Origin of the sequence: Terriglobus albidus (assembly GCF_025685425.1) — a bacterium.
In the GTDB taxonomy this organism is placed as follows: Bacteria; Acidobacteriota; Terriglobia; order Terriglobales; family Acidobacteriaceae; genus Terriglobus; species Terriglobus albidus.
In genome coordinates this window covers 523,194-549,082 of record NZ_JAGTAS010000057.1, presented here as the reverse complement: position 1 = coordinate 549,082, position 25,889 = coordinate 523,194, and the positions used below count along the sequence as shown (strand labels likewise).

The window sequence follows — 25,889 nt, the reverse complement described above, 5'->3', positions numbered from 1 at the left end:
CGACGAGGTCCACGTCCCGAGCATGAGACGTAGACCTCGGACCTTAGTCGATGATCTTAGTCGATAAACCGGCTGGTGATGTTGCCGTAGGCATCGATGCGGCGGTCGCGCAGGAAGGGCCAGTGCTGGCGCGTCACCTCGACCAGTTGCGGATCGAGATCGGCAATCAGGATGTCTTCTTCATCGTGCGCCGCCTGCTTCAGAATGCGGCCGAAGGGATCGGCGATAAAGCTGCCGCCCCAGAACTCCAGGCCTGCACCCTCGGGTCCCTTGATGTCGTTGACATCACCCTGCTCGTGGCCGACACGGTTCACCGAGCAGACGAAGACGCCGTTGGCGATGGCATGGGCGCGCTGAATGGTCTGCCAGGCTTCATACTGCGCAGTACCGAACTCTTCCTTCTCACTGGGGTGCCAGCCGATAGCGGTCGGGTAGAAGAGGATGTTCGCTCCCTGCAGCGCGGTGATTCGGGCGCCTTCCGGATACCACTGGTCCCAACAGACCAGCGTGCCGATATGCGCGGCGGAGGTCTTCATGGCCTTGAAGCCCAGGTCTCCCGGGGTGAAGTAGAACTTCTCGTAGTAGAGCGGATCATCCGGGATATGCATCTTGCGGTAGATGCCCTGAATGTTGTGTTCGGCTGTGGAGGCCGGGTCCAGGATGGCGGCGGTGTTGTGATACAAGCCGGGAGCGCGGCGCTCGAAGAGCGAGGCCACGACCGTGACCTGGTGTTCGCGGACGATGGCCGACAGGCGCTCCGTTGAGGGGCCGGGGATCGATTCGGCGATGGAAAACAGGGCGTGGTCTTCACGCTGGCAGAAGTACTGGGCGCGGAAAAGCTCCGGCAGGCAGATCAGCTTGGCGCCTTCTCGGGCGGCTTCAACAACGAGCGAGGCTGCCTTCTCGAGGTTCGCATCGGTGGAGGCGACGCAGGACATCTGGATCAGTGCGGTACGGGTCGACTTCATGGCTCCCTCCAGTTTCTCAGATTCGAGCGAAAGGACTATAAATCGGGTCTTGATTTCTGATAGCTTTGAAGCGAGGACGGGCCACGACGCCCGGCCTGCAGGGTTCTCCCAACACAATCCACGCTTTACCTGCGGCGGCCCGTGTGCCGTTGGCGCAGGAGACTAGAAGGAGTCGTATGTCCGGCGAATACCGTGATTTTCTCGAGCTCAGCTACGCGGAGCTCGAAGACCTGAACCTCGCAGCCAAAGAGCAGCGCAAGAAGCGCGTGGCGGCCGACGTTATTCAGGAAGAGCGTCTGAAGTATCTGACCGATGAAAAGCGCATCAAGGCTGTCACCGTGGTCTTCAGTGACCTGGAAGGCCGTCTGCACACGCTGGATTATGACAAGAAGTTCCTGGTCAAGAGCTACGACAACCTGACCTTCGATGGTTCGTCGATCCGCGGCTTTACTGCGCAGCGTGAGTCCGATCTCCGCCTTGGCATTGACTGGAGCGCCTTCTACTGGACCCCGGCCGACATCTTTGGCCCGGGCAAGGTTATCGTCTTCGGCGAAGTGATCGATAAGAACGGCGGCACCTACTCCGCCGACCTGCGCGGCGTGCTGAAGGCCTTCGCGAAGGAGCAGTACCAGAAGAACGGCTACACTCTGAACGCCGCCAATGAGATCGAAGGCTTCCTCTTCGAGGGCGTGGACGCAGAGCGTACCTTCCACCAGACCGGCAAGTTCGAGTACGTCAACCAGGGCGGCTACTACCACTCGCTGCCTGGCGATCCGCTGCGTGAGTTCATCGACACCACCGCCGAGATTCAGCGCGCGATGGGCTTCGAGAACGAGAAGGATCACCCCGAGGTCGCTCCTTCGCAGTTCGAGATTAACTACAGCTACGGTGAAGTCGTTGCAGCCGCCGACCAGATCCAGCTCTACAAGCTGATCTGCCGCCAGGTCGCCACCCAGATGGGGATGACGGCCAGCTTCCTGCCCAAGCCGGTCACTGGCGTCAACGGCAGCGGTATGCACACCAACATCTCCATCACCAAGGGCGGCAAGAACCTGTTCTGGGATCCGAAGGGACAGGAGAAGATCTCGGCCTTCGCATGGAAGTTCGTTGATCGCATCCTCACTCACGGCAACGACATCTGCCTGCTGCTGAACGCCAGCGTGAACTCCTATCGTCGCCTTGATCCGCACTTCGAAGCCCCGAACCAGATCAAGGCTTCGGCGACCGATCGCGGATCGATGGTCCGTATTCCGATCGGCAATGAGAAGTCGGCCCGCGTCGAGGTTCGTTCGGTAGGACCGGACGCCAATCCGTACGCTGTGCTGCTCTCCTGCTTCAAGACCGGCCTTGAGGGCGACATCTCCAAGATCAAGAATCTCCGCCAGGCCGAACGTTACCTGCCGGACAACATCTACACAGCGCTCGACAACTTCCGCAACGCCGAGTGGACCAGCACCCTGCTGGGCGAGGATGTGAAGGCCCGTTATGCGGACCTGAAGCAGGCTTCGGCCGATCGTTGCCCACGTCTGCTGGGTACGATCGTGAAGAGCAGCGAGGTGCAGTTTCACCACGACGTGTACAACCAGCTTCTGTGGGGCCAGTTCTAAGAACTGCTCAGCGCGAAAGCACGAACGCCCTGGCACTGGCCGGGGCGTTCTCTTTTTATTTGTCATTTCGCAGCGACCGGGGACCCCAGCCAGCTTTGCTGGCTGGGGTGAAGCAGAGCGGAGAAATCTGCTTCTCTGCCAATGTCCCCCCCGCTTAACCCTCCTGAGCGATAATCGAATCATTTGTGCGAATTTTGCATGGTGCTCTCACCGGGTGATACCTTGGAAGTGCACAAATTTCACCGGAGAATCCTGATCATGCAAGAGAGCTACAACGGTATTGCGGTCCCCAAGGACGGCGAGGCGATTCAGTACGTCGATGGCAAATACATCGTGCCCGACAAGCCCATCATTCCGTTTATTGAGGGTGACGGTACCGGCCGTGATATCTGGAAGGCCTCGCAGCGTGTGTTCGATGCAGCCGTAGAGAAAGCATACGGCGGCAAGCGTCAGGTGAAGTGGTATGAGGTTCTGGCTGGTGAGAAGAGCTATCGTCAGACCAGCAACTGGCTTCCGGATGACACCGTGAAGGCGACGGTCGACTTCCGCGTTTCGATTAAGGGACCGCTGACGACTCCGGTGGGCGGAGGTATCCGCTCGCTGAACGTTGCTTTGCGTCAGTTGATGGATCTGTATAGCTGCGTCCGTCCGGTGAAGTACTACACCGGTGTACCCAGTCCGGTGAAGCACCCCGAGAAGTGCAACATCGTGATCTTCCGCGAGAACACTGAGGACATCTACGCCGGCATCGAGTTCCGCGAGGGAACGCCCGAGGCTCAGAAGTTCGTCAGCTTTGTGAACGACGAGATGCTGAAGGGCGGCAAGAAGAAGGTTCGTCTGGATTCGGGCGTCGGCGTGAAGCCCATCTCTATCACTGGTTCCAAGCGCCTGGTGCGCGCCGCTATCAACTACGCCATCAAGAATGGTCTGAAGACGGTCACGCTGGTGCACAAGGGCAACATCCAGAAGTTCACCGAAGGCGCGTTCCGAGAGTGGGGCTACGAGGTCGCGACGCAGGAGTTCCGTGATCTCACCGTTACCGAGCGTGAGAGCTGGATCCTGGGCAACCTGGACGTTAATCCGAACCTCACGCCCGAGGAGAATGCTGCTCTGGTTGAACCGGGCATCGAGTTCGCTCCGAAGGAGTTTGGTGACAGTGTTGTCGCCGAAGTCAAGCAGGTCCTGGCTGAGATTGGCCAGTCGCATGGCGGCGGCAAGTGGAAGTCGAAGATCATGGTGAACGATCGTATCGCTGACTCAATCTTCCAGCAGATCATCATCCGTCCCAGCGACTACCAGGTTCTCGCGACGACCAACCTGAACGGCGACTACATCTCCGACGCTGCCGCAGCGCAGGTCGGCGGTCTGGGCATCGCTCCGGGCGCCAACATCGGTGATGGCTACGCCGTCTTCGAGGCGACCCACGGTACGGCTCCGAAGTACGCGGACAAAGACGTCATCAATCCCGGCAGCGTGATGCTCTCCGGCGTGATGATGTTCGACTTCCTGGGGTGGACAGAAGCTGCTCGTCTGATCGAGAACTCCATGGAAGAGACCATCAAGCAGAAGTACGTGACCTACGACTTCGAGCGTCAGATGGAGGGGGCGACCAAGGTGAAGACCAGCGAGTTCGCTACCCGCATGATCGAGAACATGGACAAGGTCGCCAGCAAGTAAGCTTGGGCGTTCTCCATTGGAGCATTTTCCCTGTAGGTGTAGTGTAGGGTTTCCGCATCTATGGGCGTTTTCCACAATGAAAACGCCGCTGTACTCCTCTTCCGGGATACCCAGCAACAGGGAAAATGCTCTAGCTCTAACTGGCGCGCCTTGCAGTAAGCAGGGCGCGCCCTTGTCTTAAGGGATAGAAATGTCGATTGAAATTGCACCGCGGGAGCGGGTAGACGTCGTGTTGATTGGCGCCGGAGTAATGTCGGCGACGCTGGGAACGTTGCTGCGCCAGGTTGATCCATCGCTGTCAATCGTGTGTTTCGAGAGCCTGGATCGCGTGGCGGCTGAGAGCAGCGATGCCTGGAACAACGCCGGCACGGGCCACTCAGCGTTCTGCGAGCTGAACTACACGCCACAGAAGTCCGACGGCTCGGTGAACATCTCCAAGGCTATCCAGATCAACCAGCAGTTCCAGGAGTCGCTGCAGTTCTGGACGTATCTGGTGGAGCAGGGCAAGATCACCTGCCCTCATGAGTTCATCACCAAGGTGCCTCACCTGAGTTTCGTTACGACAGACAAGAGCGTCAGCTTCCTACGCAAGAGGTATGAGGCGCTGAGCAAGAACCTGCTCTTCCGCGAGATGGAGTACACCGAGGACAAAGCGAAGATTGCCGAGTGGATTCCTCTGATGATGGAGGGCCGTGACATGAGCCGCTCCATGGCAGCTACGCGCGTCGAGCATGGCACCGATGTCGACTTCGGAGCACTCACGCGCAAACTCTTTGCCTATCTGCTCAAGGGCAAGCAGTCGCGCCTCTTCCTCCGCCATCGTGTCACCAGTATCGGCAGAGGCAAGGACTGCCGCTGGCATGTGCACGTGAAGAACCTGCAGACCGGTCGTGCGGCGACTGTCTGTGCCCGTTTCGTCTTCATCGGTGCCGGAGGCGGCGCGCTGCCACTGCTCCAGGAAGCCGGCATCGACGAAGGCAATGGTTATGGTGGCTTCCCGGTGAGCGGACAGTGGCTCCGCTGCGTGAATCCCGAGGTGATTGAGCAGCATTCGGCGAAGGTCTACGGCAAGGCATCGGTTGGAGCTCCGCCCATGTCGGTGCCTCACCTCGATATGCGCATGACCGGCGGCAAGAAGGAGCTGCTCTTCGGACCCTACGCCGGTTTTACGGCCAAGTTCCTGAAGCACGGATCGTATCTGGACATGATCAAATCGGTGCGGCCCGGCAATCTGTATCCGATGATCAAGGCGGGCCTCGATAACGTCGACCTCACCAAATATCTGGTGAAAGAGGTCATGCAATCGCCGCAGGACCGTCTGAAGAGTTTGCGCAAGTTCGTTCCCAATGCGCGGTTGGAAGACTGGGAGCTGGCGATCGCGGGACAGCGAGTGCAGATCATCAAGTCGCATAAGGAGAAGGGCGGCGTGCTCGAATTCGGCACAGAGGTCATCCGCGACAGCGAGGGCTCCATTGCGGCATTGCTGGGTGCATCGCCCGGCGCCTCGACGGCGGTCAGCATCATGCTGGGCATGCTGCAGAAGGGAATCACGGTGATCAAGCCGGAACTCGCAAAGACAAGGCTCGCGGAGCTGATTCCGTCCTTCGGTAAGAAGCTCGATCAGGAGCCGGGGCTGCTGGACCAGATCACTGCGCAGGCACGTGCCGCGCTTCGCATCGGATAGCAAAACGCAGCCCGCCGGAGCCTAAAGCTTGAGACACACACCGTTGGAATGGTAGGGTGGTGGCCGTAAGGACCGGAGGGGTTTCTGCGTGCGGAAAAAAATCACGATTGTTGGAGCAGGGAACGTAGGCGCAACGGCTGCAAACTGGATCGTAGAAAAAGAACTCGGTGATGTGGTGCTGGTCGATGTGAACGAAGGCATCCCACAGGGCAAGGCTCTGGACCTTCTGGAGGCCATGCCGATCGAGAAACGCGACTGCTCGGTAATCGGTACAAACGGCTATGAGGAGACGGCAAACTCCGACGTCGTGGTGATTACGGCAGGCATTCCTCGTAAGCCGGGTATGAGCCGTGATGACCTGCTGCAGACCAACTTCAAGATCATGAGCGATGTTGTGGGGAAGGTTGTCGCTGCCTCGCCGAACTGCATCCTCGTCATCGTCTCCAACCCACTCGACGCCATGGCGCAGACCGCCTTTAAGCAGAGCGGTTTCCCCCGGGAACGCGTGATCGGTATGGCGGGTGTTCTCGATTCGGCCCGCTTCCGGACCTTCATCGCGGAAGAGCTGCACGTCTCGGTCGAGAACGTAACAGCGTTTGTCCTTGGCGGACACGGCGACACCATGGTGCCGTTGCCGCGTTATTCCACCGTCGCCGGTATCCCGATTACAGAGCTCATCGCTCCGGACCGTTTGGAAGCGTTAGTGCAGCGGACGCGCGATGGCGGCGCCGAGATTGTGAAGTATCTCAAGACGGGTTCGGCGTACTACGCTCCTTCTGCCGCCGCAGTGGAGATGGTGGAAGCCATTCTGAAAGACAAGAAGAAGATCCTGCCCTGCGCGGTGTATCTGCAGGGCGAATACGGTATCAACGGTCTGTACGTGGGTGTCCCGGTCAAGCTCGGCGAGAAGGGTGTGGAACAGATCATCGAGATCAAACTCACACCCGAGGAGCAGGCTGCGCTGAACCGCAGTGCGGATGCTGTGAAAGAGCTGTGTGACGTGATCGGGATGGCCTAGCAGACAAAGACAAAATAAGAAGGCCCGCCGGCAACGGCGGGCCTTCGCGTGTTTGTGCAGTGTTTAGGCGACGCGCTCGATGACCAGGGACTCGATCTTGACGTCCTTCTTCGGGCGGTCCATGGCGGCTGTGGCGACCTTGCTGATCTTCTCCACGACGTCGTAGCCCTCGACAACCTCACCGAAGATGGTGTGGCGGCCGGTCAGCCAGGTGGTAGGAGCAACGGTGACGAAGAACTGGCTGCCGTTGGTGTTCGGGCCGGCATTGGCCATGGCCAGTTTGCCCTTCTCCTGAAAGCCGTGCGGGCTGCCCTTGGTCTCATCTGCAAAGCGGTAGCCGGGGCCGCCCATACCAGAGCCCTCGGGATCGCCGCCCTGGATCATGAAGTCGGGGATCACGCGATGGAAGATGGTGCCGTCATACAGCTTGGCGCCCTTCTTCGACGGGGAGTTCCAGTCTTTGGTGCCTTCGGCCAGGCCGATGAAATTGGCGACGGTCTGCGGAGCGTCCTTTTCGAAAAGGACGCAGACAAAGGTTCCCTCAGAGGTATTAAAAACGGCATACGTGCCGGGAGTGCGAGTCGACATGAGTAATTCTCTCCTTGCGGTAGAGCATTTTTCCTGTAGATGTAATGCGGGGTTGTGCATCTATGGGCGTTTTCCGCAATGAAAACGCCGCTGCACGCTCCTCCCGGGACACCCAGCAACAGGAAAAATGCTCTAGTCAGGATACAGGAACCGGCGCCAGCTATTTTGTCGGCGGTGTGGATGGAGCGGCAGCAGGCGGCGCCATGGGATCCGGCGGCAGTGGCTGTCCCTCGGGAACGATAGTGACTTTGTTGATGGTCACAGGTGTCAGCGGTTTGTCGTTCGGATTGGTCGGAACCCTGGCGATGGTCTGCACCACAACGACCGAGTGCTCATCGCACTGGCCGAAGATGGTGTGCTTTCCGTTCAGCTCCATGACGGGCGCTTCGGTGATAAAGAACTGGCTCCCGTTGGTGCTGGGGCCCGAGTTGGCCATGGCCAGACGTCCGGGCTGATTGAAGGTGAGGGCCGGTGTGAATTCGTCGGCAAAGAAGTAGCCTGGGTCGCCCGTTCCATTGCCTGCACGGTCGCCCCCCTGGATCATGAACCGGGGAATCACGCGATGGAAGGTAGTGCCGTCGTAGAAGCGCGTATTGTGCATCCGCTTCTGGCTGACCGGGTCGAGCCAGTCTTTGGTGCCCTCGGCCAGACCGATGAAATTGGCGACGGTGACGGGGGCTTCCTTCTGGAAGAAGCGGCAGGTCAGCCGCCCCATGGAGGTATCGATGACGGCGATAGGCCCATTCGGCGTGGCCTCACGAACCATCTGAGCCGTGGTGCTCGGCGTGTCCGGCAGATCGTCGGCCGGCTTGGGAGGGGTCGGCGTCTGCTGCTGGGCAAACGCGGAGACAGCGAGCGAAACACTAAGGACGAAAGCACGAACCATCACCCTATAAGGGTACTAGTGTGTATCGACAAATTCCAGATAGCCCATGCTCCGGGTGTTCCATCCATCGCATCGCGATGGGTGGGATGTTCGAGCGAAGCTCGAATCGGTGGGAGCATCAGGGTCCCGGCCAGCTTTGCTGGCTGGGGTGAAGGCATGGGCTTTCAGCCCACGGTGTATCGGCCCAACATAGAAATGGGCTTCAGCCCTGGGCGTTTTCCTGATTGAAAAAGAGAAGGCCCAGGGCTAAAAGCCCGTCTACTTTTACGTCTTTATCAGCCGGCTGAAGCCCGTTGTTCCCACCAGTTTCAGTCATCCTGTGTTAGATCAACTGAATGTGTCGATACGCCCTAGGTTAGGCATACTTTCATCCTCCAGGGCGTGTCAGAGGGCTCCGACAGTCTCGATGACAGTGGCCGTCGGCGTAGCAGATGCTGGAACGGGAGGGTCGGGGGCTACCAGAAAACGCCGTGACAGTGCTGAGGCGAAGACACCCGTCTCGTCGTGATGCGAGGTCCGGCGATGAATGTGCAGATACTCATGCTGAAAGACACGCGAAATGGCTCTCGCCATGGCGTCGACGCGTTGTTCCGGCTTCATCGGCGCAATCGCGTCGTTGATTGTCAGGGCGATCTCTTCGCAATCAATCAGGATATAGTTGATCGGTTCGCCCTTCACAAAGGGAACAGAACCCAGCGCCCGGGGAGCATGCGGTGCAGGCATTTGGGGAAGCACATCGCACGAACCCGTGAATCGCAGGAAGAGAATCTCAGGGAAGTCGACTGCCAGAGGTGGCGTCTGCGAGAGATAGAAGATTGGGGAAGGTTGGCCTGGATTTACTTCCTGCAGCCGAATCTGTATCTCAGTTGCGACTGCGTTTGCAAATTCTGGCCGGAAATTTCCTACCCGATCTGGTTTGAGAATAAGCGCGGGCTGCGAGTAATGTTGCGCGTAAGCCGTGAGACAGGCGGACAGCAGAACAAAGAACCCAAAAATCAACGAACACCGAGGAAAAGCTTTCATGACAACTTACCCGTGGTCATTTAGACCGCCGGATACGATGCTCCTCGGCTGAAGCTTTTGTAAAGGGTATGGAGAGAATTTTTTCGATTATTTTTTAGTTCGGGAATATAGCCTGATTACTTGGCAACTATTCCCGAACTATCTCGATCTTAGGAAGATTTAACCAAAAACTTACTCAAGAGCTAGAGCATTTTCCCTGCAGGTGTAGTGCAGGGCTTCCACATCTATGGGTGTTTTCCGCAATGAAAACGCCGCTGCACTCCTCTTTCGGGATACCCAGCAACAGGAAAATGCTCTGACGTTACTGAAACGATGGATCCGCCTTCGCCTGTACCTCGCGGAAGACACGAATCAGGTTGCCGCCAAGCAGTTTCTTCATGTCATCCGCGGTGTATCCGCGGGCCATTAGGGCCGCCGTGATCTTTGGGAGATCGGCCGCGGAATCAATGCCTCCAGGCGGCTGCGGAATGCCGTCAAAGTCAGTGCCGATGCCGACATGGTCGATGCCGGCCACCTTGATGACATGGTCAAAGTGATCGATCAGTGAATCGAAGGGCGCACGTCCCACCTTTGCCGCATATTTGCGATCGATCGCATCGGATGCCGTGTAGGGAACTGGAAGGCCTTTGGCGCGGTATTCGGCTTCGAGAGCGTCCTGTTCCTTCTGGCGCTCGGTCTTGCAGTCGTTCCACGCCTGTCTCCACTTCTCATCGATGAAGGCAGGGAACAGGTTCACCATCACCACGCCGTTCGTCTTCGCGACGGCGCGAAGCTGGTCATCAGTTAGATTGCGGCCGGCCTGCGTCAAGGCTCGCGCCGAGGAGTGAGATGCCAGCAGCGGAGCTTTCGTGACCTCAACCACGTCCCAGAAGGTCTTGTCGGCCACGTGCGAGATGTCGACCATCATGCCCAGGCGGTTCATCTCCGCAACCACCTGTTTGCCAAAGTCGGTCAGCCCGTTGTGGTGCTTTACGGTTGGGTCGTCGATATCGCCTGAGGAGTCTGCCCAGTCATTGGTGTTGGACCAGGTGAGGGTCATATAGCGAACCCCGAGACGGTAGTAGTCACGCAGCAGAGCGAGATTGTTCTCAATCGAGTGGCCGCCCTCAATCCCCATGCAGGCGACGAACTTCCCGGCCTTATGCGCGGCGAGAATCTCGTCAGGTGTACGACACAGCGCCATCTTATCCGGGTGTTTGCGTACCTGTTCCAAAACCCCGTCGATCAGCGAAAGAGTGCGTACCGCCGAGCGATTGGCGGGATACTGCGACGGATCGACCCAGATGGAAAAGAACTCGGCATCGAGGTTTCCTTTTTTTGCGGACTCATAGTTCACCATGCCGCCGTTCAGCGCCTCAAAGAAATCCCAGTGTTCGTCGACAAAGCGCTGCGGTGTGTCGGCGTGGGTGTCAATGACAAGAGCTTCGGCGTGAACTTTGGCGGGGTCTGGTTGCATAGCCTTCTTTCGAGTTGCGGTCTGCTGGCCGTAAACGGTTGATACCAAGAACAGACTTCCAGCAGCGATGGCGATGGGGAGAGGGAATCTCATAGGCAGTGGACTGGTGCTGCTCTATGGTAGCGGTTCTCCATAAAAGTCCGGAATGCAAAGTGATACGGGGATTGTGTCTGCCAGGCCCGATTGTGCGTGCCAAACGGGGAATGCATCGGATTCCGGGAACGCGACTGGAGTATTTTCCCTGTAGGTGTAGAGTAGGGGCCTCCGCATCTATGGGCGTTTCCGCAATGAAAACGCCCATAGATGCCCCTTCCGGAATACCTGGCAACAGGGAAAATGCTCTCTAGAGACCTCCACCCCTCGATCTGCGTCAAACATAGAAGAGGTGATTCACCATGGATATGGGCGCAAAATCGGTCAATGATCCAGCAGGCCCGTCTCCCGAGGCGCCGGTGCATCGCGAAGGGGAACACGTGGATACAGAGCATGTGGATAGAGTGCATGTGGATAGAGAGCATCTGGATAAAGCACACGTGGATATAGAGCATTTACACGAGCACGAGCACATAAGGAATGAGGCAATGGAAGCGGCTCGCCGTGGTCAACAACGCATAACGAAGAACGTTGGGAAGATTCCCGGCACCAGGATCTTCAGCAAGTAATCTTTACGAAGTAGCGCTGCGAGCGCGAGAGTATTTCCCTGTAGGTGTAGAGTAGGGCTTCCGCATCTATGGGCGTTTTCCGCAATGAAAACCGCTGCACTCCTCTTTCGGAATACCCAGCAACAGGGGAAAATGCTCTAACTCGAAACAAATGAGAGGAAAGCCCTGCGAGCAGCGGGGCTCTCTTTTTTGGGGCAACGCTCGATGGGGCACAGCCGTCAGAGTATGTCCAGAGAGGTGATTCACAATGGGTACTGGCGTAAATTCGACCAAAGATCCAGCCCGTCCGTCGCATGAGGCACTCGTGCATCGCGAGGGAGACACGGAGAACCTGAATAAGTTGGATCAGGATGCGATGGAATCGGCTCGCCGCGGTCAACAGCGTATGAAGCAGAACGAGGGGAAAATCCCCGGGAGTAAGATCTTTACCAAGTAAATCTTCACGAAGTAGCGCCACGAGCGTGAACCCGAATAGAAGAGAGAAAGCCCCACTATGAGTGGGGCTTTCTTCATCGTTTTGAATTTATCGTTTCTGTTCATCAGGAATGAAGTGGTCTTCGACCGCCTTCTTCATCAAGCCTGGAGGCAGCAGGCCTTGCGCCAGAATGAAGTCGTGAAAGCGTTGCGCATTGAACTTGGATCCCAGAGCTGCTTCGGTCGACTTCCGCAACTCCAGCAGGCGTGTATAGCCGTAAAAGTAGCTGTTGGCCTGGCCCGGCATGCGGAAGGTGTAACGCTCCACCTCCTGATTGGCGAACGGAACGGACATGCCGACGTCCTCGGTAAGCACCCGCATCGCCTCCTGCGGTGTGATTTTGCCGGACTGTAGCTCAGGATCCAGAAAAGCGCGTGCGGCACGCAGCAGGCGGAACTGCAGGCTGATCAACTGCCCTTCAAGCGGCATATAGGGCAGTGTGATGTATTCAGCGTAGAGCCCCCAACCCTCGGCGTTCGTCGAGTTGAATGCAAACAACGCACGGGCCTTGGAGACGCCGTGCTCCACCATGGAATCGAACTGGAGCTCGTGGCCCGGACGAGCCTCATGTGCGATCAGAGTCCACGTCGCTGCATCGTAGGTATAGTCATCTACCTTCTGAGCCGCATTGCCATTGGCGGCAGGCATATTCAGCGGCAGGACAAAGACACCGCGCTGACCGGTGTTGTTCAGGAATGGCGGAGGCACCATGTGCGGCGCCGGCTGCTGTACTGACTCGGCAGGCGTGCCCAGGCGGATGATCGCCGGGCGGTCCGGCAGGGTGACCAGCTGCTGCGTCCGGATAATCTCTTCAATCGCATGCAGGCGTTTTTCGTAGAACGGCAGAATCTCGTCGTTCGAGAGCTGTTTCTGCTTCAGTTGCCGAATGACGGCCCGGTAGTCGGAGTTGGGAAGGTGTTGTTCCGTTGCGATCCGGGTGGCGACTTGCTGCATCTGCGCCTGATAGTCCAGGAACGCCGCATGCGCCATCCGGGAGATCTGCGCCGGGGAGATGTCGATGCCGTAATCGGCGAAGTTTAGAGCGTACTCTTCCGGCTGGAGGCGGAAGTCGGTCCGGGCCTTGGGAAGGACTGTTGTCTTGAGCCAGGCGTCGTAATCCGCGATCTGCTTCTGCAGTAGCGCGTAATTGGCCTCCCAGCCGGTGAGTTTGTACTTCTTGAAGAGATCGGCGATTCCATCGATCCGTGCCTTGTTGCGGGAGAGTTCCGTCTCCATCCGTAGTTTCGACGGATAGATCATGTTCGGCTTTGCGGCCTGTTCTTCCGTGCGTTGGCGCAGAAGGGTGGTAATCGGCTGAAACCCCTTCACCTGGCCGGTGTACTTCGCCAGACGAACGACGGCAGCCTTGCGCCGGTCAGCAGCTACCTGATCGTCCAGCAGAGCTTCAATCCCGCCATAGACATATCCGGCGGCGTTGATGAACGGTACGGAGTGCGCCCGGGAGTAGTCCTCATGCCTGAAGGCGCGCTCGGAGCTGTCGATCAGGATTTCCAGGTCCTGGCGGACCAGTTCATCCTTCTCCGTCTTTTCCGCCGCGGCGAGTTTTGCCACAACGGCTTCCGCGTCCCTGCGCTTGGCGTCTTCATTGGCGCGTGTCGGGATGGAAATCTCGGCGTCGAACTGAGAGAGGCCCTGCGCAGAGGCCTCTTCCGGCGAATATTTCTTATCCAGATCGAGCAGGAGCTGGGTATAGGCGTCAGAGGTCTTTACCCAGGCGGGCTGCGGATCCTGTGCCGGCAGGGGGAGGACGAGGAGGGGCAGAAGCGCGGCGGCTGTAATTTTCATGCTGTTTCTCAGTGATGAAGGGTTAGGGTACCGCATCTAATTGTGAGGAGGAAGTTAATGCGAGCACGTGTTTTTATGGGATGGATGCTCGCCTGTCTCATCGCCGGAACGGCCCTGGGGCAGGTCACAGACGCCACCCAGCGGGATTTTCATACCCGCGTCGTCAATGTCTACAATTTTTCTCCGCATCTGGTAACTCCGGCACAGCAGAAGGCAAAGGCCTCTGAGATGGACTCCTTCTGGAAGGACGTGAAGGCCGATCCTGCGGCGATGTTGCCCATGCTGCGCGTAGAGTTGAAGAACTCCGCGACACCGCGTTTTTTCCGGTATGACGGCGCCGCCCTGCTGCTGAGCATGAGCCACTCTCCTGACGATGAGCAGCTTGCGGCCGATTCGCTGCCGAGTGCGGATCTGGCCGATGTCACTCCCTTGGCGTACTTCAACATGGTGCATCGCCTGGCGGTCGATGGCGCTGATGTAACCCAGGCCGCGCTGCACCTTCTCGACGACCCGAAATTCACGGTTACGTTTACCCAACAGAACATGACCCTCAAGCGCCCGATGGCGCTCGTCTTTCTACTGCTTCCTCTTCCCGAAAGCAAATGGGCGGATGCTCTGGTGACCGAATTCAACAAGGCGAAAAAGGATGAAACCAAGACCACGCTGCTGACAGCCATGTTCTTCGCGCAGACTCCTCAGACTGACGCTGTGATCGCCCAGGCGGCGCAGGAAGGACAGAGTGCGACGGTGCAATCTGAGGCTCAGAGGTGGGTCAATACAGCGGCGAGCGCTAGGCAGACGAAATACCAGATCAAAGGAAAAGAGCCTGAGATTCGCGAAGCACGACGGCAACGTGCAATGGAAGTCAGCGACGCCGCCCTGAGCGATATCTCCGCGTTGACAGGACGCCTGGTGCAGTTAAGAAAGAGCTAAGTGCCAAATTCGAGATAACCCACGCACTGGGTGGGATGTTCAAGCGTAGCTCGAATCGTCTTTATCATTTCGTAATGACAACGGGGATGGAGAAATCTGCTTCCTCTCCATACTTTCTGGCCCAAACGGTCAGAAGCGGTCTCGCTTCGCGAGATATCCCACCCATCGCGATGCGATGGGGCACCCAGCGTATGGGTACTCCCGATGTTGTTTTCTGACGGAACCGCACCTTTCCGGAGTGCGTAAAATGCCTTGTACTCAAAATCCCCTTGGATGTGTCTATGAAACGACTGCTTGTCCTCGCTCTTCTTGCCGCTCCAGCGTTCGTCCTGGCACAGACGAAGAAACCGGAAACTTCACCCACGCTCCGCTCTATTCTGCTGGCTCAGCTCAAATCCACCCACAACAGCAAAGAATGGTTCGTACCGGCTAACGATGCGGTCGCCGGGCTCACTCCGGAACAGGCCGCCTGGACTGACGGTTCGGGCAATCACTCCGTCGGTCAGCTCGCGAACCACCTTATCTTCTGGAATGGCGAACAACTTGCAAAGATGACCGGCAAGCCTGTCCCCAAGTTCAACGGCAACAACGACGAGACCTTCAACGCTTTCAACGCGGCCAATTGGGCGCAGACGCAAAAAGATCTCGATAAGGTCCTGACCGATCTTGAAGCCTATGTCGCGAGCTGCTCCGAGGCAGAGCTCCAGAAGCACGCTACCGATATCGCGCACATCAGCACACACAATGCCTATCACGTCGGCCAGATGATCTTTGTCCGCAAGTTGCACGGAACCTGGAATCCAGCGAACGGCGTGAAGTAAAAATATCTCTGTTAAAAACGAAAGGGCTGCCGGCAACTGCCTGGCAGCCCTTCGTTTTTCTTGTTGGTTAGGCCCGGAAGAAGTCCTTGACCTTCTGCACGAAGACATCACGGCCGATATCGCTGATGGCCTCGGTGAGCGGAAGCCCCTTGGGGCAGGCCTGGACGCAGTTCTGAGCGAAGCCGCACTCCTGCACGCCACCGTCGCCGGAGAGCGCACGCAGACGCTCTTCCTTCAGCACAGAACCCGAGGGATCCATATTGAAGAGCTTGGCCTGACCAATCGTGGCTGCGCCTACGAAGTTGGTGACGTCATTGAACTGCGGGCAAACCTCCATACAGATGGTGCAGGAGATGCAGTTGGAGAGCGGATAGCGCTGTTCCTGGATCTGCGGAGCCTGCTTGGGGCCGGGGCCCAGATCATAGGTCCCGTCGATTGGTACCCACGCCTTGACCTTCTTGAGGTTCTCGAAGAGCACAGAACGATCGACAGCGAGATCGCGCACCACAGGGAACTTCGAGAGCGGAGCAAGCTTGATCTTACCGCCACCCTCTTCCAGCATCTTGTCCACCAGGGACGAGCACGCCATGCGGGCCTTGCCGTTGATCAGCATGGCGCAGGAACCACAGATCTCTTCCAGGCAGTTCGAATCATAGGTAATCGGTGTGGTCGCCTTGCCCTCTTTTGTAACGGGATTCAATGCGATCTCGCCAAGAAGAGAGGTAATGTTCATATTCGGGCGATAGGGAATCGAGAAATTCTCGACGGCGCCTGATCCGTCCGGACCATTCTGACGCTTGATTTCGACTTCAATCGTGGTCGGCATTCTGTTCTCCCTTACGCGGTGGCGTCGTAGCGGCGGGGCCGCGGCTTGATGTGGCTGATATCGACGTCTTCCCACTCGAACTTCGGAGCGTCGCTGTTGTCGTCGTAGACCGCCTTAGTCGTCTTCAGGAACTTCTCATCGTTACGGTCCGGGAAGTCGGGCTTGTAGTGGGCTCCGCGGCTCTCGTCGCGCAGCTCTGCGCCTTGAACGATCACGCGGGCAAGCTGCAGCATGTTGTAGAGCTGGCGGGCAAAGGCGAAGCTGGTATTGGCCCACTGGCTCTTGTCCGAGAGGTTGATCTTCTTGTACCGCTCGATCAGCTCGACGATCTTCTGATCCGCTTCACGAAGACCCGCGTTGTAGCGGATGATCGTGGCGTGACGGGTCATCGTGTCACCCAGCTCGCGCCAGATCTGGAACGGATTCTCGGTGCCCTGGTTGTTCAGCAGAATGTTGTTGTACTGCTGCTGGCGGATGAGCTCAGCGGCATGACCGCCGTCGCCCTGCTGCGGGGCCAGACCCTTGGCGTATTCCATCGCCTTCGGTCCGGCGACGAAGCCACCGTAGATGCATGAGAGCAGTGAGTTCGCACCCAGACGGTTGGCGCCGTGGATGGAGTAGTCGGCCTCACCCGCGGCGAAGACGCCGGGGATGTTGGTCATTTGGTTGAAGTCTACCCACAGGCCACCCATCGTGTAATGCATGCCGGGGAAGATCTTCATTGGAACCTTGCGCGGATCGTCACCGACGAACTTCTCGTAGATCTCGAGAATGCCTTCGAGTTTGTGCTGGCGCTCGGGCGGTAGGTGCGAGACGTCCAGGTAGACCATCGGCTGGCCATCGAGGCCCATGCCGTGCTCGTACACCACCTTATGGATGGCGCGAGTCGCAACATCACGAGGTACGAGGTTGCCGTACTTCGGATACCACTCTTCCAGAAAGTACCAGCGCTCTGTCTCCGGGATGGAGTTTGGCTGGCGCTTGTCGTTGCGGTCCTTAGGAACCCAAACGCGACCGCCTTCGCCGCGGGCCGACTCTGACATCAGCCGCAGCTTGTCTTCACCGGGGATGGCAGTAGGGTGCACCTGGATGAACTCGCCGTTCGCGTAGAACGCGCCCTGCTGATAGAGAGCAGACTGGGCGGAACCGGTGCAGACCACCGAGTTGGTGGACTTGCCGAAGATGGCCCCATTGCCGCCGGTGCAGATAATGATGGCGTCGGCGGGGAAGGTCTTCAGCTCCATGGAGCGGAGATTCATGGCCACGATGCCGCGGCAGGCTCCGTTCGTGTCGAGAATGGCCGACAGGAACTCCCAGCCCTCGTACTTTTGGACCTTACCTTCGGACTCGAAGCGGCGGACCTGCTCGTCGAGAGCGTAAAGAAGCTGCTGGCCGGTGGTAGCGCCGGCGAAGGCGGTGCGGTGATAGAGCGTTCCACCGAAACGGCGGAAGTCCAGCAGGCCCTCGGGAGTGCGATTGAATGGCACGCCCATGCGATCCAGAAGATCGATGATGGCCGGTCCCTGCTCGCACATGGCCTTGACGGGCGTCTGGTTGGCGAGGAAGTCGCCGCCATAGATGGTGTCGTCGAAGTGCTTGAACGGAGTGTCGCCTTCGCCCTTCAGGTTCTTGGCGGAGTTGATGCCCCCCTGCGCGCACACAGAGTGCGAACGCTTCACCGGAACGATAGAGAACAGGTCGACCTTACCGCCGGCTTCGGCGATCTTGATGACGGCGGAGAGACCGGCAAGTCCGCCGCCAACGACAATAATCCTGGGTGTAGCTGCAGCCATAGTCTTGTGTATGTCCTTCTTCGAGTTACTGCTGCGGTGGAACCGTCGGTGCGACGACGTTGTTGTACTGTGCCGGCATTACATCATCAGGCGAATATGGGCGGCTGTAGGCCACAGCAAAGATGCTGACCAGGCCCATGATGCAGAGTGCGGCGCCGCCGATGGTGCAGACCCAGCCGAAGCGCCTGCGGGCGACGTTGCCCGGTGTGATGCCCCACTTGGCCGCAAAGAGCCAGATACCGTAAGCGAAGTGCCAGCAGGTGGCGATCATCGCAATGACGTAGACCGGAATTGCATACCAATGCGACAACAGCTCGAACTGTACTTTGGCATATGCCAGGCCAGGATGCTCCGGCAGGCTTACGCCCATAAAGCGCTGGGTCAGGACGTGATAGAGAATATAGGCGAACGCGATCAGGCCGGTCACGCGCTGAGAGAGGTACATCCAATTCCCGGCCCACGGATAGACGTTCACATTGCTGCGTCCGCGGACGGCAATAAAGACGCCGTAGAGCGCGTGGTAGAGCAGGGGAATGAAAATCAGGCCCCACTCCAGCACCCGGACCAGGGGCAGACCATTCAGGAACTTGACCTGCTGGGCGTAAGCCAGCGGTCCATTGACGACCTCGAAGTTCGAAACGATATGTTCGATGAGGAAGGCGCCGATCGGGACAATGCCGGTCAGCGAGTGCAGACGGCGCCAGAGAAAGGAGTTACCTTCGGCGCGGAGCGGCTGAACGCCCTTCAGAGGCGGGGTAGCAGGCGGTGCTGGGGCGGTGATCGCCATGATGAGAGGTCGCTCCTCTAAGTACGAATGTCAGCCTGAAGCTGCGGCAAACGTATTATTCCGCCCCCGGAAAACCGGGGTCAAGGAAAAGCCGGCTTCCGCGTGCGATTATCGGAAAAATGTGCGATTTTGCGCTGTACCATTTTTGGTGCATTTTTCATCGACTGTTCTTTTGCCGCTGAACGCCTGTTGACGTATTCCGAGCGACCTTAGGGACGGAGGGCCTGATCGATGTCAAGCGTCATTACCTGTAGCTGGAAAGAACGTGTGAATACCCGGGTATTCCGGAGCGGTGTCTCGTTGCACAGCCATACGAACCAGTCCAAGGAGACGCTGAACTTTATCGCCGCGATGGGCAACAAGATTCCATGGCTGGAACGGTTTGTCCGGTCGCGGGAAGAAAAATGCGCCGGCCGATATGGTCTGAAACTGGACTTCGATCGCGCCTATTGGACCCCCCCGCTGACGCCGATGCAGGCGCTGGATCTGGAGCGGGGACAGATCGAAAATGGGCTGCAATTGTCGGGCATGGTCTCCATCAGCGATCACGACGACATCAACGCTCCGCTGCTGCTGCGCGCCACCAATGCCGCCGAAGATCTGCCGATCAGCACGGAGTGGAGTGCGCCATTTGGAGCCACGACCTTCCACCTTGGGATCCATAATCTGCCGGCGGAGACCTGCCAGCAGTGGGTGGCCCGCATGGAGGTGTTGACCGCTACGCCGAACGAGCAGGAGCTGCGCTCGATCCTGGCCGAGTTGCACGAGATCAAGCAGGTGCTCATCGTCTTCAATCATCCCCTGTGGGACCTGTATGACATCGGACCTGAGCGCCACATTATCGAGGTTGAACGCTTCCTCCGTGATTGCGGCGGTTTTGTCCACGCCCTGGAGCTGAATGGTCTGCGTAACTGGCACGAGAACCGGGATGTGATCGCTCTGGCGGAGCGCTGGGGCATGCTTCTCATCAGCGGTGGAGATCGTCATGGTACGGAGCCGAATGCGAACGTCAACCTGACGCGCGCGACCAGCTTTGCGGAGTTCGTTCACGAGGTTCGGGTGGAGCGCGTGAGCCACGTCCACTTCATGCCCCAGTACGCCGAGCCCTGGAAGCACCGTGTGCTGGAGTCGACGCTTGCCGCCATCCGTAACTATCCGGAGTTCCCTGAAGGTTCTCGCAAATGGGATGAGCGGGTCTTTCACCCCGATGCGGACGGCGTGATGCAGCCGATCTCGGCGATGTGGCAGAAGGGACGGGCTCCCTGGTACATCGGCGCCAGCCTCACAGCGGTGCGCATGATGGGGTCAGCGCCCTTCTGGCACGGTCTGCGCATGGCCTGGAGCGAAGCGGAACCGGAGTTCAAGCTGGCGGAATAGAGGCGCCTTTAGTATCGAGTTGCCGCAGCAGCGACTCAAAGGCTCGGCCGCGATGGCTGAGCCTTTGTTTTTGCTCAGTGGAGACCTCTGCCATCGTCTGGTCCAGCTCCGGCAGAAAGAAGAGTGGATCATAGCCGAAACCGTTCTCGCCACGCGGCGACTGAAGGATCAGGCCATCGACGGAGCCCTCAGCCGTCAGTAACAGTTCTCCATCGCGCGCCAGGGCAAGAACGCAGCGGTAACTCCCCTGCCGGCAGTTCTCCGGAATGCCGTCCAGCGCGTGCAGTAGAGCGGCGTTGTTGCGTTCATCTTTGGTGGCCCCGGGCGTTTGGGGGAAGTGCTGGTCGTCGGCATAACGTGCAGAGCGAACCCCGGGAGCACCCTCCAGACACTTGACCTCTAATCCGGAATCATCGGCAAGCACCAGCATCCCTGGAGCACGTTTCGAGTAGTAAAGCGCCTTGGAGATAGCATTGCCTTCGAAGGTGGGCTCATCCTCCGGCGCCTCGGGGATGGAGACCAGCCCCGGCAAGGTGTCAACGGTCACGTCGTGCTGACGCGCAATTGCGGCGAAGTCGCGCAGCTTGCCGGCATTGGTGGTTGCGAGATAGATGGTCATGCGTTCTTTCAGCGTGGGACAGCTCCCGGTTGATATTAAGCGAAGCCGCACGTCGCTGCAGCGAATGGATGCGGTCCCCGGAGTAATAATCGCTCTGTAAGGGGGCTTGGTATCCGCGCGTCCACGATCGAATGTTCCCCATAAGCCTGCTGAGCTGCTGGATATCGGGATTGCCGATGCGTTTACAGCAGACGAAATGGCGGCCGATGGCGCAGAAAGCATCGTACGAATAGTCGGCCAGGCCAGCGAACTTGTTCGCTGGGGTGTAGCGTGGGGTATCGCGCTATGCGCGCCCATCTTTTTCATCAGCTCAGAAGGACATCGGTAGAGAAGCAGATTTCTCCGCTGCGCTTCACCCCAGCCAGCAGAACTGGCTGGGCACCCCCTCGATACGCCCTGGAACGAGAGGGTAGGGTCAGGGTGTGGAATGTGGCAATGCATCTTTTACGATGCCGGGTTCGCTGGTCGATGCTGTCGACGCTTCATTGTGTACCCGACGAGGAGCAGGGGCCATCGGAGGTGGAGGCGGAGCAGAGGTAAGCTGCAGTACCACAATGTCGACGCGGCGGTTCTGTGCGCGGCCGGCTTCGGTCTCATTGGAGGCTACAGGGTGGTATTCCGCATATCCTGCGGCTGAAACCATTGCTGGATCGAACCTGGCGCGGGTCAGCATCTCACGGGCAATCGCGGAAGCGCGTGCCGAGGAGAGCTCCCAGTTAGAGGCAAACTGCGCCGTATGGATGGGGCGATTGTCGCTGTGTCCTTCCACGCGGATCTTCATGTTGGTAGGAAGGGCTGCGATAATGTGATCCAGCATCCCCTGTGAGTCCATCCGAAGCTCGGCCGAGCCAGAAGGGAAGAAGCCACCCTCCTGCAGCGAGATGGTCAAACCGTCAGCCGCCTGGTGAATCGAGATGGCGCCCGCCGAAATCTGCTTGGCAGCGGCTCGTTCGATCGCCTTCCGTATCTGCGCTGCCACGTCCTGTCCGTCACCGTTTCCATTGCCGTTACCACTTCCGAACTCAGGAGCCGTGGGAAGCGGCATCTCAATCGGCTTGGTATCCACACTGGCGCCGCCATCGGTCAGGGCAGGCGTCGCCGAGTGCATATCGAAGATACGTGTATCGGAGAAGGCTGCCTTAATCGCCGCAGCCATCTGCTTCTCCTTCTTCTTGTCGCTCTGCGATGAGGCGAAGAGCACGACGAAGAAGGCGAACAGCAGGGTGATAAAGTCTGCGTAAGAGACGAGCCAGCGTTCGTGGTTGACGTGTTCGGCGTGTTTCTTTTTACCCATGGCGCTATGCCTTTTGCTCTGCGTGACCGGCTTCCATCAGGAAGGTGCGAAGCTTGGTTTCCATCATGCGGGGGTTCATCCCCTCAAGAATGCTGACGACGCCTTCGAGCATCATCTCCTTGATCATGGTCTCCTCGCGGTGGCGGATCTTCAGTTTGCCTGCAGCAGGGAGACAGATAAGGTTCGCCAGTCCCACACCGTAAATGGTTGCCACAAAGGCGACGGCGATACCTCGGCCCACCTCGTCAATGTTGTCGAGGTGCTGCATGACCTGGATCAGGCCGAGTACGGCGCCAATGATGCCTACAGTCGGTGCGAACCCCCCAGCGGACTCGAAGACCTGGGGGATCTTTTCCTCGATCTCGCTCTTGTTGTCGAGCTCGAGCTGCATGATCTTCCGGAGCTCGGTCGGCTCGGTGCCGTCGACGGCAAGCATCATCGCCTGCTTCAGGAAGGGATCGGTGACCTTGGCCAGTTCCGTGTCCAGGGAGACAATGCCTTCTTTACGGGCCTTGTTGGCAAAATCCACGAGCTGCTTCACCAAGGCTTGGCTGTCGGCGCCTTTATGCAGAAAGACCGAGGCGACCTTTTTAAGTGCTCCGAGGAAGATGCTGAGGGGAAATTGCAGCATAACGGCGCCGGCGGTGCCGCCGACGACGATCATCGCCGCGGTCGGCTGCGTGATCTGGGCGAGTTGGCCGCCTTCGATCATCATGCCCCCCAGAATGCCGAGGAGCGCAATGACAATACCGGCGATGCTTGCGATATCCATGGTCTAGTCCTTTTACCGAGAGGTCTCTTCGATGTTGTGGGCGAACTTGGCCGTCAGCGCGTCCGCCGCTGTCGGCCAGGTGGAACGAAGCAGGTTGGCCTTATATTGATGGGCCAGCTCAATGACCTGCTGGCAGCTTTCGCGGACGACGGTCTTCTCATTGGTCACCAGGGTGATCATCGTATCCGGGGCCGCTTCAATGTACTTAATAAGGTCCGCATTTACGTAGAGAGCGTGACCGTTCAGGCGTGTGAGCTCAATCATTGGGGATCTAACTCCGTTATTCCTGTTTGTTATCGGCCATTGGGGGCAACACATTACTTTTGTGTACTTTTACATTTCTGGCTAATGTTCTTTCGGGACAGACCGATGAGGTAGGTGAACGCGGAGCCTTCCGCGAGGTGCCAATCGCAAGAGAGGACACCAGGCAGGCAAAGCGCAATTCTTTCTTGACGTATTAAAGGAGTGAATACCAATGTCCCTGAGTGTCCTTAACAACATCTCTGCTCTCTACGCACAGAACAACCTCGCGTCGACCCAGAAGAACCTGCAGAACACCCTGACGCAGCTCTCTTCCGGTTCGCGCATCAACTCCGGCGCCGATGACGCCGCCGGTCTGGCCCTGGCTGATGGCCTGCACGCCAACGTTGCCGCTCTGAACCAGTCGGCTCGTAACGCCAGCGACGGTATCGGTCTGTTGCAGACCGCTGACGGCGCCCTCTCGCAGGTCACCAACCTTCTGAACCGCGCTGTGACCCTGGCGACCCAGGCTGCCAACGGCACCCTGAACAACTCGCAGGTTAGCGCTGCAAACCAGGAGTATCAGAACATTCTGTCGGAAATCGGCAATATCGGTTCCGCGACGAACTTCAACGGCAACGCCGTATTCTCCAGCACCGCGACCACGATCTTCGTTTCTGACGGCACCAGCTCGGGTGCGACGGTGTTCAGCGACACGACCGGAGCCCTCAGCACGGCCCATGTCGGCATCAATGCCGCCGGCTCCAGCGTGGATTTCACCGCCACCGCTGTTGCCACTCTGACGGCTTCCACTGCCCAGACCGTTCTTACCAGCCTGACCTCCGCGATCGCGGGCGTTGCTTATCAGCGCGGCCAGATCGGCGCCAACATCAACCAGCTCAACTCCGCTTCATCGGTTGCGACTTCGCAGTCCGAAAACCTGACCGCGGCCGAGTCCAGCGTCCGCTCCACGGACTACGCCACCGCAACCAGCGACCTGGCCAAGTTCCAGGTGCTGAGCCAGACCGGTATCAGCGCCCTGGCCCAGGCCAACCAGACGCAGCAGCAGGTTCTGAAGCTCCTGCAATAATCAACTTCCTCAGCACGGCGGGCGGGTCTCTACGACTCGTCCGCCGATTTTCTTGCAGGAACTTAATTCGCCTCAGGTTAGGTTTGGTCACTGACGTGCCATTACCAAGGGCAGAACACACATATGGGTACAGTCGGCTTAGCATTCGGTTCAGCCACCAGCGGCCAGGGCTTCGATGTCGCTACAACAGTCTCGTCGATCGTCTCCATCCGTCAGGGCGTCGAGACGGCATGGAAGGATCAGCTCACCTCGCTGCAGAGTCAGGACACCGTGCTGTCGCAGATCGGCACCGATCTGTCGACGATGTATAGCGCCCTGACCAGCCTGACTGACTTTGCCGGCGTGATGGCCCAGAAGCAGGGCTCCAGTTCCGATAACAACATCCTTTCTTTGTCTTCAGCCTCCAGCACGGCTACTGCCGGCAGCCACAGCGTTGTGGTGTCATCGCTGGCTAAGACGTCTTCCATGTACACCAGCCAGCTTTCCAGCTCCGCGACATCGATCAGCGGCTCCCTCACCTTTCAGGTGGGAAGTGGAACGGCACAGACGGTCAATGTTGCTTCCGGCTCATCGCTTGCCGATTATGCCAAGGCGATCAATCTCGCCGGCATCGGTGTACGTGCTTCCGTAATTACAGACTCAAGCGGGTCGCGACTTTCGTTTGTCAGTCAGACGAGCGGCGCTGCAGGACAGCTGACCATCACGGGTAACCTGAGCGACAACAATGGAAGCGCGCTCACCATGAATCAGGGACAGACGGGAAGCGATGCACAGCTCACCGTCGACGGTGTCACGGTTACCAGTAGCTCCAATACGGTCTCTGGAGCCATTCCAGGTGTTTCCTTCCAGCTTGTCTCGGCAGATCCGTCATCGACGGTCCAGGTAGTAATCGCCAATGACAACAGCTCTATCGAGACAGCCTTCAATAGCTTTGTCAGTGCCTATAACACCGTAGCGAAGGAACTTGCCGCGCAATCAAAAGTAGTTTCAGGCAGTACAGCGCCGCCGTTGGCCGGAACATCGACGCTTTCGATGTTGCAGCAGGCGCTATCGGGTGCCTTGTTTGGCGGTACAAACACTGGATCCGTCAAGAGTATCGATCAGCTCGGCATCACTGTTGCGAAGGATGGAACTCTGAGTTTTGATGCCACGGCGCTGGAGTCCACTCTTACCAGTAACTTCGACGATGTAGTGGGATTCCTTCAGAACTCTGATAGCTTTGGACAAAACTTCAAATCCGTTGTGGACGGACTAGGATCGACCTCAACGAAAGGTGTGGTCTATCTAGCCCAGCAGGAAAATACTTCAAAAGAGAAGGCTCTTAACGACAGTATCTCTAATGAAGAGGACCGAATTGCCGATTTCAAAACTAGGCTCACGAGCCAGTTGACGGCAGCGAACCAGATCCTGCAGTCGATTCCAGCCCAGATGGATCAGATCAACAAGATCTATTCGGCTCTGACCGGCTATAACACGAAGGGATAACC

Annotated in this window: 24 protein-coding genes; 11 read left to right on the top strand and 13 right to left on the bottom strand. The window is 58.2% G+C overall.

Annotated features, from left to right (window positions below; all coding sequences use genetic code 11):
• Window positions 1–56: 56 nt before the first annotated feature.
• Window positions 57–968: a carbon-nitrogen hydrolase gene (locus OHL21_RS18685; RefSeq protein ID WP_263418807.1), complete on the bottom strand. Its 912-nt coding sequence runs from the start codon at window positions 966–968 to the stop codon at window positions 57–59.
• Window positions 969–1,144: 176 nt separating this feature from the next.
• On the opposite strand from OHL21_RS18685, the gene OHL21_RS18680 reads away from it, so the two are divergent.
• The 4 genes from OHL21_RS18680 (at window position 1,145) to mdh (ending at window position 6,954) form a co-directional block, all read left to right on the top strand.
• A complete protein-coding gene (locus OHL21_RS18680; RefSeq protein WP_263418806.1) occupies window positions 1,145–2,575 on the top strand; it encodes a glutamine synthetase family protein in 1,431 nt (476 codons plus the stop codon).
• A gap of 258 nt (window positions 2,576–2,833) precedes the next feature.
• Window positions 2,834–4,252: an NADP-dependent isocitrate dehydrogenase gene (locus tag OHL21_RS18675; RefSeq protein ID WP_263418805.1), complete on the top strand. Its 1,419-nt coding sequence runs from the start codon at window positions 2,834–2,836 to the stop codon at window positions 4,250–4,252.
• A gap of 190 nt (window positions 4,253–4,442) precedes the next feature.
• Window positions 4,443–5,936 carry a malate dehydrogenase (quinone) gene (gene mqo, locus OHL21_RS18670; protein WP_263418804.1) on the top strand — a complete coding sequence of 498 codons (1,494 nt, stop codon included), beginning with the start codon at window positions 4,443–4,445 and terminating at the stop codon, window positions 5,934–5,936.
• An 88-nt stretch (window positions 5,937–6,024) separates the two neighbouring features.
• Complete coding sequence (gene mdh, locus OHL21_RS18665; protein ID WP_263418803.1) at window positions 6,025–6,954, top strand: malate dehydrogenase; 930 nt, start codon at window positions 6,025–6,027, stop codon at window positions 6,952–6,954.
• A gap of 63 nt (window positions 6,955–7,017) precedes the next feature.
• On the opposite strand, the gene OHL21_RS18660 is transcribed toward mdh, so the two are convergent.
• The 4 genes from OHL21_RS18660 to OHL21_RS18645 all read right to left on the bottom strand — a co-directional run bounded on the left by OHL21_RS18660 (window position 7,018) and on the right by OHL21_RS18645 (window position 10,907).
• Entirely contained in the window at window positions 7,018–7,542 is a 525-nt protein-coding gene (locus OHL21_RS18660; RefSeq protein WP_263418802.1) for a peptidylprolyl isomerase, read from the bottom strand.
• 160 nt (window positions 7,543–7,702) lie between these two features.
• Complete coding sequence (locus OHL21_RS18655) at window positions 7,703–8,428, bottom strand: peptidylprolyl isomerase (protein ID WP_263418931.1); 726 nt, start codon at window positions 8,426–8,428, stop codon at window positions 7,703–7,705.
• Window positions 8,429–8,812: 384 nt separating this feature from the next.
• Entirely contained in the window at window positions 8,813–9,151 is a 339-nt protein-coding gene (locus OHL21_RS18650) for a hypothetical protein (protein ID WP_263418801.1), read from the bottom strand.
• Between the two features lie 601 nt (window positions 9,152–9,752).
• Window positions 9,753–10,907, bottom strand: a complete 1,155-nt coding sequence (locus OHL21_RS18645) for a dipeptidase (RefSeq protein WP_263418800.1) — start codon at window positions 10,905–10,907, stop codon at window positions 9,753–9,755.
• Between the two features lie 395 nt (window positions 10,908–11,302).
• Here OHL21_RS18645 and OHL21_RS18640 point away from each other — a divergent pair, with 395 nt between their 5' ends.
• Window positions 11,303–11,569 carry a hypothetical protein gene (locus tag OHL21_RS18640; RefSeq protein ID WP_263418799.1) on the top strand — a complete coding sequence of 89 codons (267 nt, stop codon included), beginning with the start codon at window positions 11,303–11,305 and terminating at the stop codon, window positions 11,567–11,569.
• Between the two features lie 247 nt (window positions 11,570–11,816).
• Window positions 11,817–12,005, top strand: a complete 189-nt coding sequence (locus OHL21_RS18635; protein ID WP_263418798.1) for a hypothetical protein — start codon at window positions 11,817–11,819, stop codon at window positions 12,003–12,005.
• 87 nt (window positions 12,006–12,092) lie between these two features.
• Here OHL21_RS18635 and OHL21_RS18630 read toward each other — a convergent pair whose 3' ends face one another.
• Window positions 12,093–13,850, bottom strand: a complete 1,758-nt coding sequence (locus OHL21_RS18630; protein ID WP_263418797.1) for a DUF885 domain-containing protein — start codon at window positions 13,848–13,850, stop codon at window positions 12,093–12,095.
• 57 nt (window positions 13,851–13,907) lie between these two features.
• Between OHL21_RS18630 and OHL21_RS18625 the strand changes: the two genes are divergently transcribed.
• Together OHL21_RS18625 and OHL21_RS18620 are read left to right on the top strand one after the other, a co-directional pair.
• Complete coding sequence (locus tag OHL21_RS18625; RefSeq protein WP_263418796.1) at window positions 13,908–14,783, top strand: hypothetical protein; 876 nt, start codon at window positions 13,908–13,910, stop codon at window positions 14,781–14,783.
• Between the two features lie 281 nt (window positions 14,784–15,064).
• Window positions 15,065–15,604 carry a DinB family protein gene (locus OHL21_RS18620; RefSeq protein WP_263418795.1) on the top strand — a complete coding sequence of 180 codons (540 nt, stop codon included), beginning with the start codon at window positions 15,065–15,067 and terminating at the stop codon, window positions 15,602–15,604.
• A 67-nt stretch (window positions 15,605–15,671) separates the two neighbouring features.
• Here the strand turns inward: OHL21_RS18620 and sdhB are convergent, their stop codons facing one another.
• Genes sdhB through OHL21_RS18605 form a run of 3 tightly spaced genes read right to left on the bottom strand, consistent with a single transcriptional unit; the run spans window position 15,672 to window position 19,010 of the window.
• A complete protein-coding gene (sdhB, locus tag OHL21_RS18615; protein WP_263418794.1) occupies window positions 15,672–16,430 on the bottom strand; it encodes a succinate dehydrogenase iron-sulfur subunit in 759 nt (252 codons plus the stop codon).
• Between the two features lie 11 nt (window positions 16,431–16,441).
• Window positions 16,442–18,223, bottom strand: a complete 1,782-nt coding sequence (sdhA, locus tag OHL21_RS18610; protein WP_263418793.1) for a succinate dehydrogenase flavoprotein subunit — start codon at window positions 18,221–18,223, stop codon at window positions 16,442–16,444.
• Window positions 18,224–18,248: 25 nt separating this feature from the next.
• Complete coding sequence (locus OHL21_RS18605) at window positions 18,249–19,010, bottom strand: succinate dehydrogenase (RefSeq protein ID WP_263418792.1); 762 nt, start codon at window positions 19,008–19,010, stop codon at window positions 18,249–18,251.
• 231 nt (window positions 19,011–19,241) lie between these two features.
• On the opposite strand from OHL21_RS18605, the gene OHL21_RS18600 reads away from it, so the two are divergent.
• Window positions 19,242–20,387, top strand: coding sequence for a hypothetical protein (locus OHL21_RS18600; RefSeq protein ID WP_263418791.1), 1,146 nt, complete (start codon window positions 19,242–19,244; stop codon window positions 20,385–20,387).
• Here the strand turns inward: OHL21_RS18600 and OHL21_RS18595 are convergent.
• The 4 genes from OHL21_RS18595 to OHL21_RS18580 all read right to left on the bottom strand — a co-directional run bounded on the left by OHL21_RS18595 (window position 20,371) and on the right by OHL21_RS18580 (window position 23,336).
• Window positions 20,371–21,006: a non-canonical purine NTP pyrophosphatase gene (locus OHL21_RS18595; RefSeq protein ID WP_263418790.1), complete on the bottom strand. Its 636-nt coding sequence runs from the start codon at window positions 21,004–21,006 to the stop codon at window positions 20,371–20,373. The genes OHL21_RS18600 and OHL21_RS18595 overlap by 17 nt on opposite strands.
• Window positions 21,007–21,421: 415 nt before the next feature.
• On the bottom strand, window positions 21,422–22,300 hold the full coding sequence (locus tag OHL21_RS18590; protein ID WP_263418789.1) for a flagellar motor protein MotB: 879 nt from the start codon (window positions 22,298–22,300) through the stop codon (window positions 21,422–21,424).
• A 4-nt stretch (window positions 22,301–22,304) separates the two neighbouring features.
• On the bottom strand, window positions 22,305–23,072 hold the full coding sequence (locus OHL21_RS18585) for a flagellar motor protein (RefSeq protein ID WP_263418788.1): 768 nt from the start codon (window positions 23,070–23,072) through the stop codon (window positions 22,305–22,307).
• Between the two features lie 12 nt (window positions 23,073–23,084).
• The gene (locus tag OHL21_RS18580) at window positions 23,085–23,336 is read right to left on the bottom strand and encodes a flagellar FlbD family protein (protein WP_263418787.1); all 252 of its coding nucleotides are present in this window, start codon (window positions 23,334–23,336) and stop codon (window positions 23,085–23,087) included.
• A gap of 211 nt (window positions 23,337–23,547) precedes the next feature.
• Here OHL21_RS18580 and OHL21_RS18575 point away from each other — a divergent pair, with 211 nt between their 5' ends.
• Both OHL21_RS18575 and fliD read left to right on the top strand, forming a co-directional pair.
• Window positions 23,548–24,402, top strand: coding sequence for a flagellin (locus OHL21_RS18575; protein WP_263418786.1), 855 nt, complete (start codon window positions 23,548–23,550; stop codon window positions 24,400–24,402).
• A gap of 123 nt (window positions 24,403–24,525) precedes the next feature.
• Window positions 24,526–25,887, top strand: coding sequence for a flagellar filament capping protein FliD (fliD, locus tag OHL21_RS18570; protein WP_263418785.1), 1,362 nt, complete (start codon window positions 24,526–24,528; stop codon window positions 25,885–25,887).
• Window positions 25,888–25,889: the final 2 nt, after the last annotated feature.

Bases quoted from the DNA above. Each gene is read 5' to 3' on its own strand.
- OHL21_RS18635 (WP_263418798.1), top strand. From the start codon at position 11,817: ATGGGTACTGGCGTAAATTCGACCAAAGATCCAGCCCGTCCGTCGCAT.
- OHL21_RS18630 (WP_263418797.1), bottom strand. From the start codon at position 13,850: ATGAAAATTACAGCCGCCGCGCTTCTGCCCCTCCTCGTCCTCCCCCTG.
- mqo (WP_263418804.1), top strand. From the start codon at position 4,443: ATGTCGATTGAAATTGCACCGCGGGAGCGGGTAGACGTCGTGTTGATT.
- OHL21_RS18625 (WP_263418796.1), top strand. From the start codon at position 13,908: ATGCGAGCACGTGTTTTTATGGGATGGATGCTCGCCTGTCTCATCGCC.
- OHL21_RS18575 (WP_263418786.1), top strand. From the start codon at position 23,548: ATGTCCCTGAGTGTCCTTAACAACATCTCTGCTCTCTACGCACAGAAC.
- OHL21_RS18585 (WP_263418788.1), bottom strand. From the start codon at position 23,072: ATGGATATCGCAAGCATCGCCGGTATTGTCATTGCGCTCCTCGGCATT.
- sdhB (WP_263418794.1), bottom strand. From the start codon at position 16,430: ATGCCGACCACGATTGAAGTCGAAATCAAGCGTCAGAATGGTCCGGAC.
- OHL21_RS18685 (WP_263418807.1), bottom strand. From the start codon at position 968: ATGAAGTCGACCCGTACCGCACTGATCCAGATGTCCTGCGTCGCCTCC.
- OHL21_RS18640 (WP_263418799.1), top strand. From the start codon at position 11,303: ATGGATATGGGCGCAAAATCGGTCAATGATCCAGCAGGCCCGTCTCCC.
- OHL21_RS18620 (WP_263418795.1), top strand. From the start codon at position 15,065: ATGAAACGACTGCTTGTCCTCGCTCTTCTTGCCGCTCCAGCGTTCGTC.
- OHL21_RS18680 (WP_263418806.1), top strand. From the start codon at position 1,145: ATGTCCGGCGAATACCGTGATTTTCTCGAGCTCAGCTACGCGGAGCTC.
- OHL21_RS18655 (WP_263418931.1), bottom strand. From the start codon at position 8,428: ATGGTTCGTGCTTTCGTCCTTAGTGTTTCGCTCGCTGTCTCCGCGTTT.
- OHL21_RS18590 (WP_263418789.1), bottom strand. From the start codon at position 22,300: ATGGGTAAAAAGAAACACGCCGAACACGTCAACCACGAACGCTGGCTC.
- fliD (WP_263418785.1), top strand. From the start codon at position 24,526: ATGGGTACAGTCGGCTTAGCATTCGGTTCAGCCACCAGCGGCCAGGGC.
- OHL21_RS18650 (WP_263418801.1), bottom strand. From the start codon at position 9,151: ATGCCTGCACCGCATGCTCCCCGGGCGCTGGGTTCTGTTCCCTTTGTG.
- sdhA (WP_263418793.1), bottom strand. From the start codon at position 18,223: ATGGCTGCAGCTACACCCAGGATTATTGTCGTTGGCGGCGGACTTGCC.
- OHL21_RS18580 (WP_263418787.1), bottom strand. From the start codon at position 23,336: ATGATTGAGCTCACACGCCTGAACGGTCACGCTCTCTACGTAAATGCG.
- OHL21_RS18600 (WP_263418791.1), top strand. From the start codon at position 19,242: ATGTCAAGCGTCATTACCTGTAGCTGGAAAGAACGTGTGAATACCCGG.
- OHL21_RS18675 (WP_263418805.1), top strand. From the start codon at position 2,834: ATGCAAGAGAGCTACAACGGTATTGCGGTCCCCAAGGACGGCGAGGCG.
- OHL21_RS18660 (WP_263418802.1), bottom strand. From the start codon at position 7,542: ATGTCGACTCGCACTCCCGGCACGTATGCCGTTTTTAATACCTCTGAG.
- OHL21_RS18645 (WP_263418800.1), bottom strand. From the start codon at position 10,907: ATGCAACCAGACCCCGCCAAAGTTCACGCCGAAGCTCTTGTCATTGAC.
- OHL21_RS18595 (WP_263418790.1), bottom strand. From the start codon at position 21,006: ATGACCATCTATCTCGCAACCACCAATGCCGGCAAGCTGCGCGACTTC.
- OHL21_RS18605 (WP_263418792.1), bottom strand. From the start codon at position 19,010: ATGGCGATCACCGCCCCAGCACCGCCTGCTACCCCGCCTCTGAAGGGC.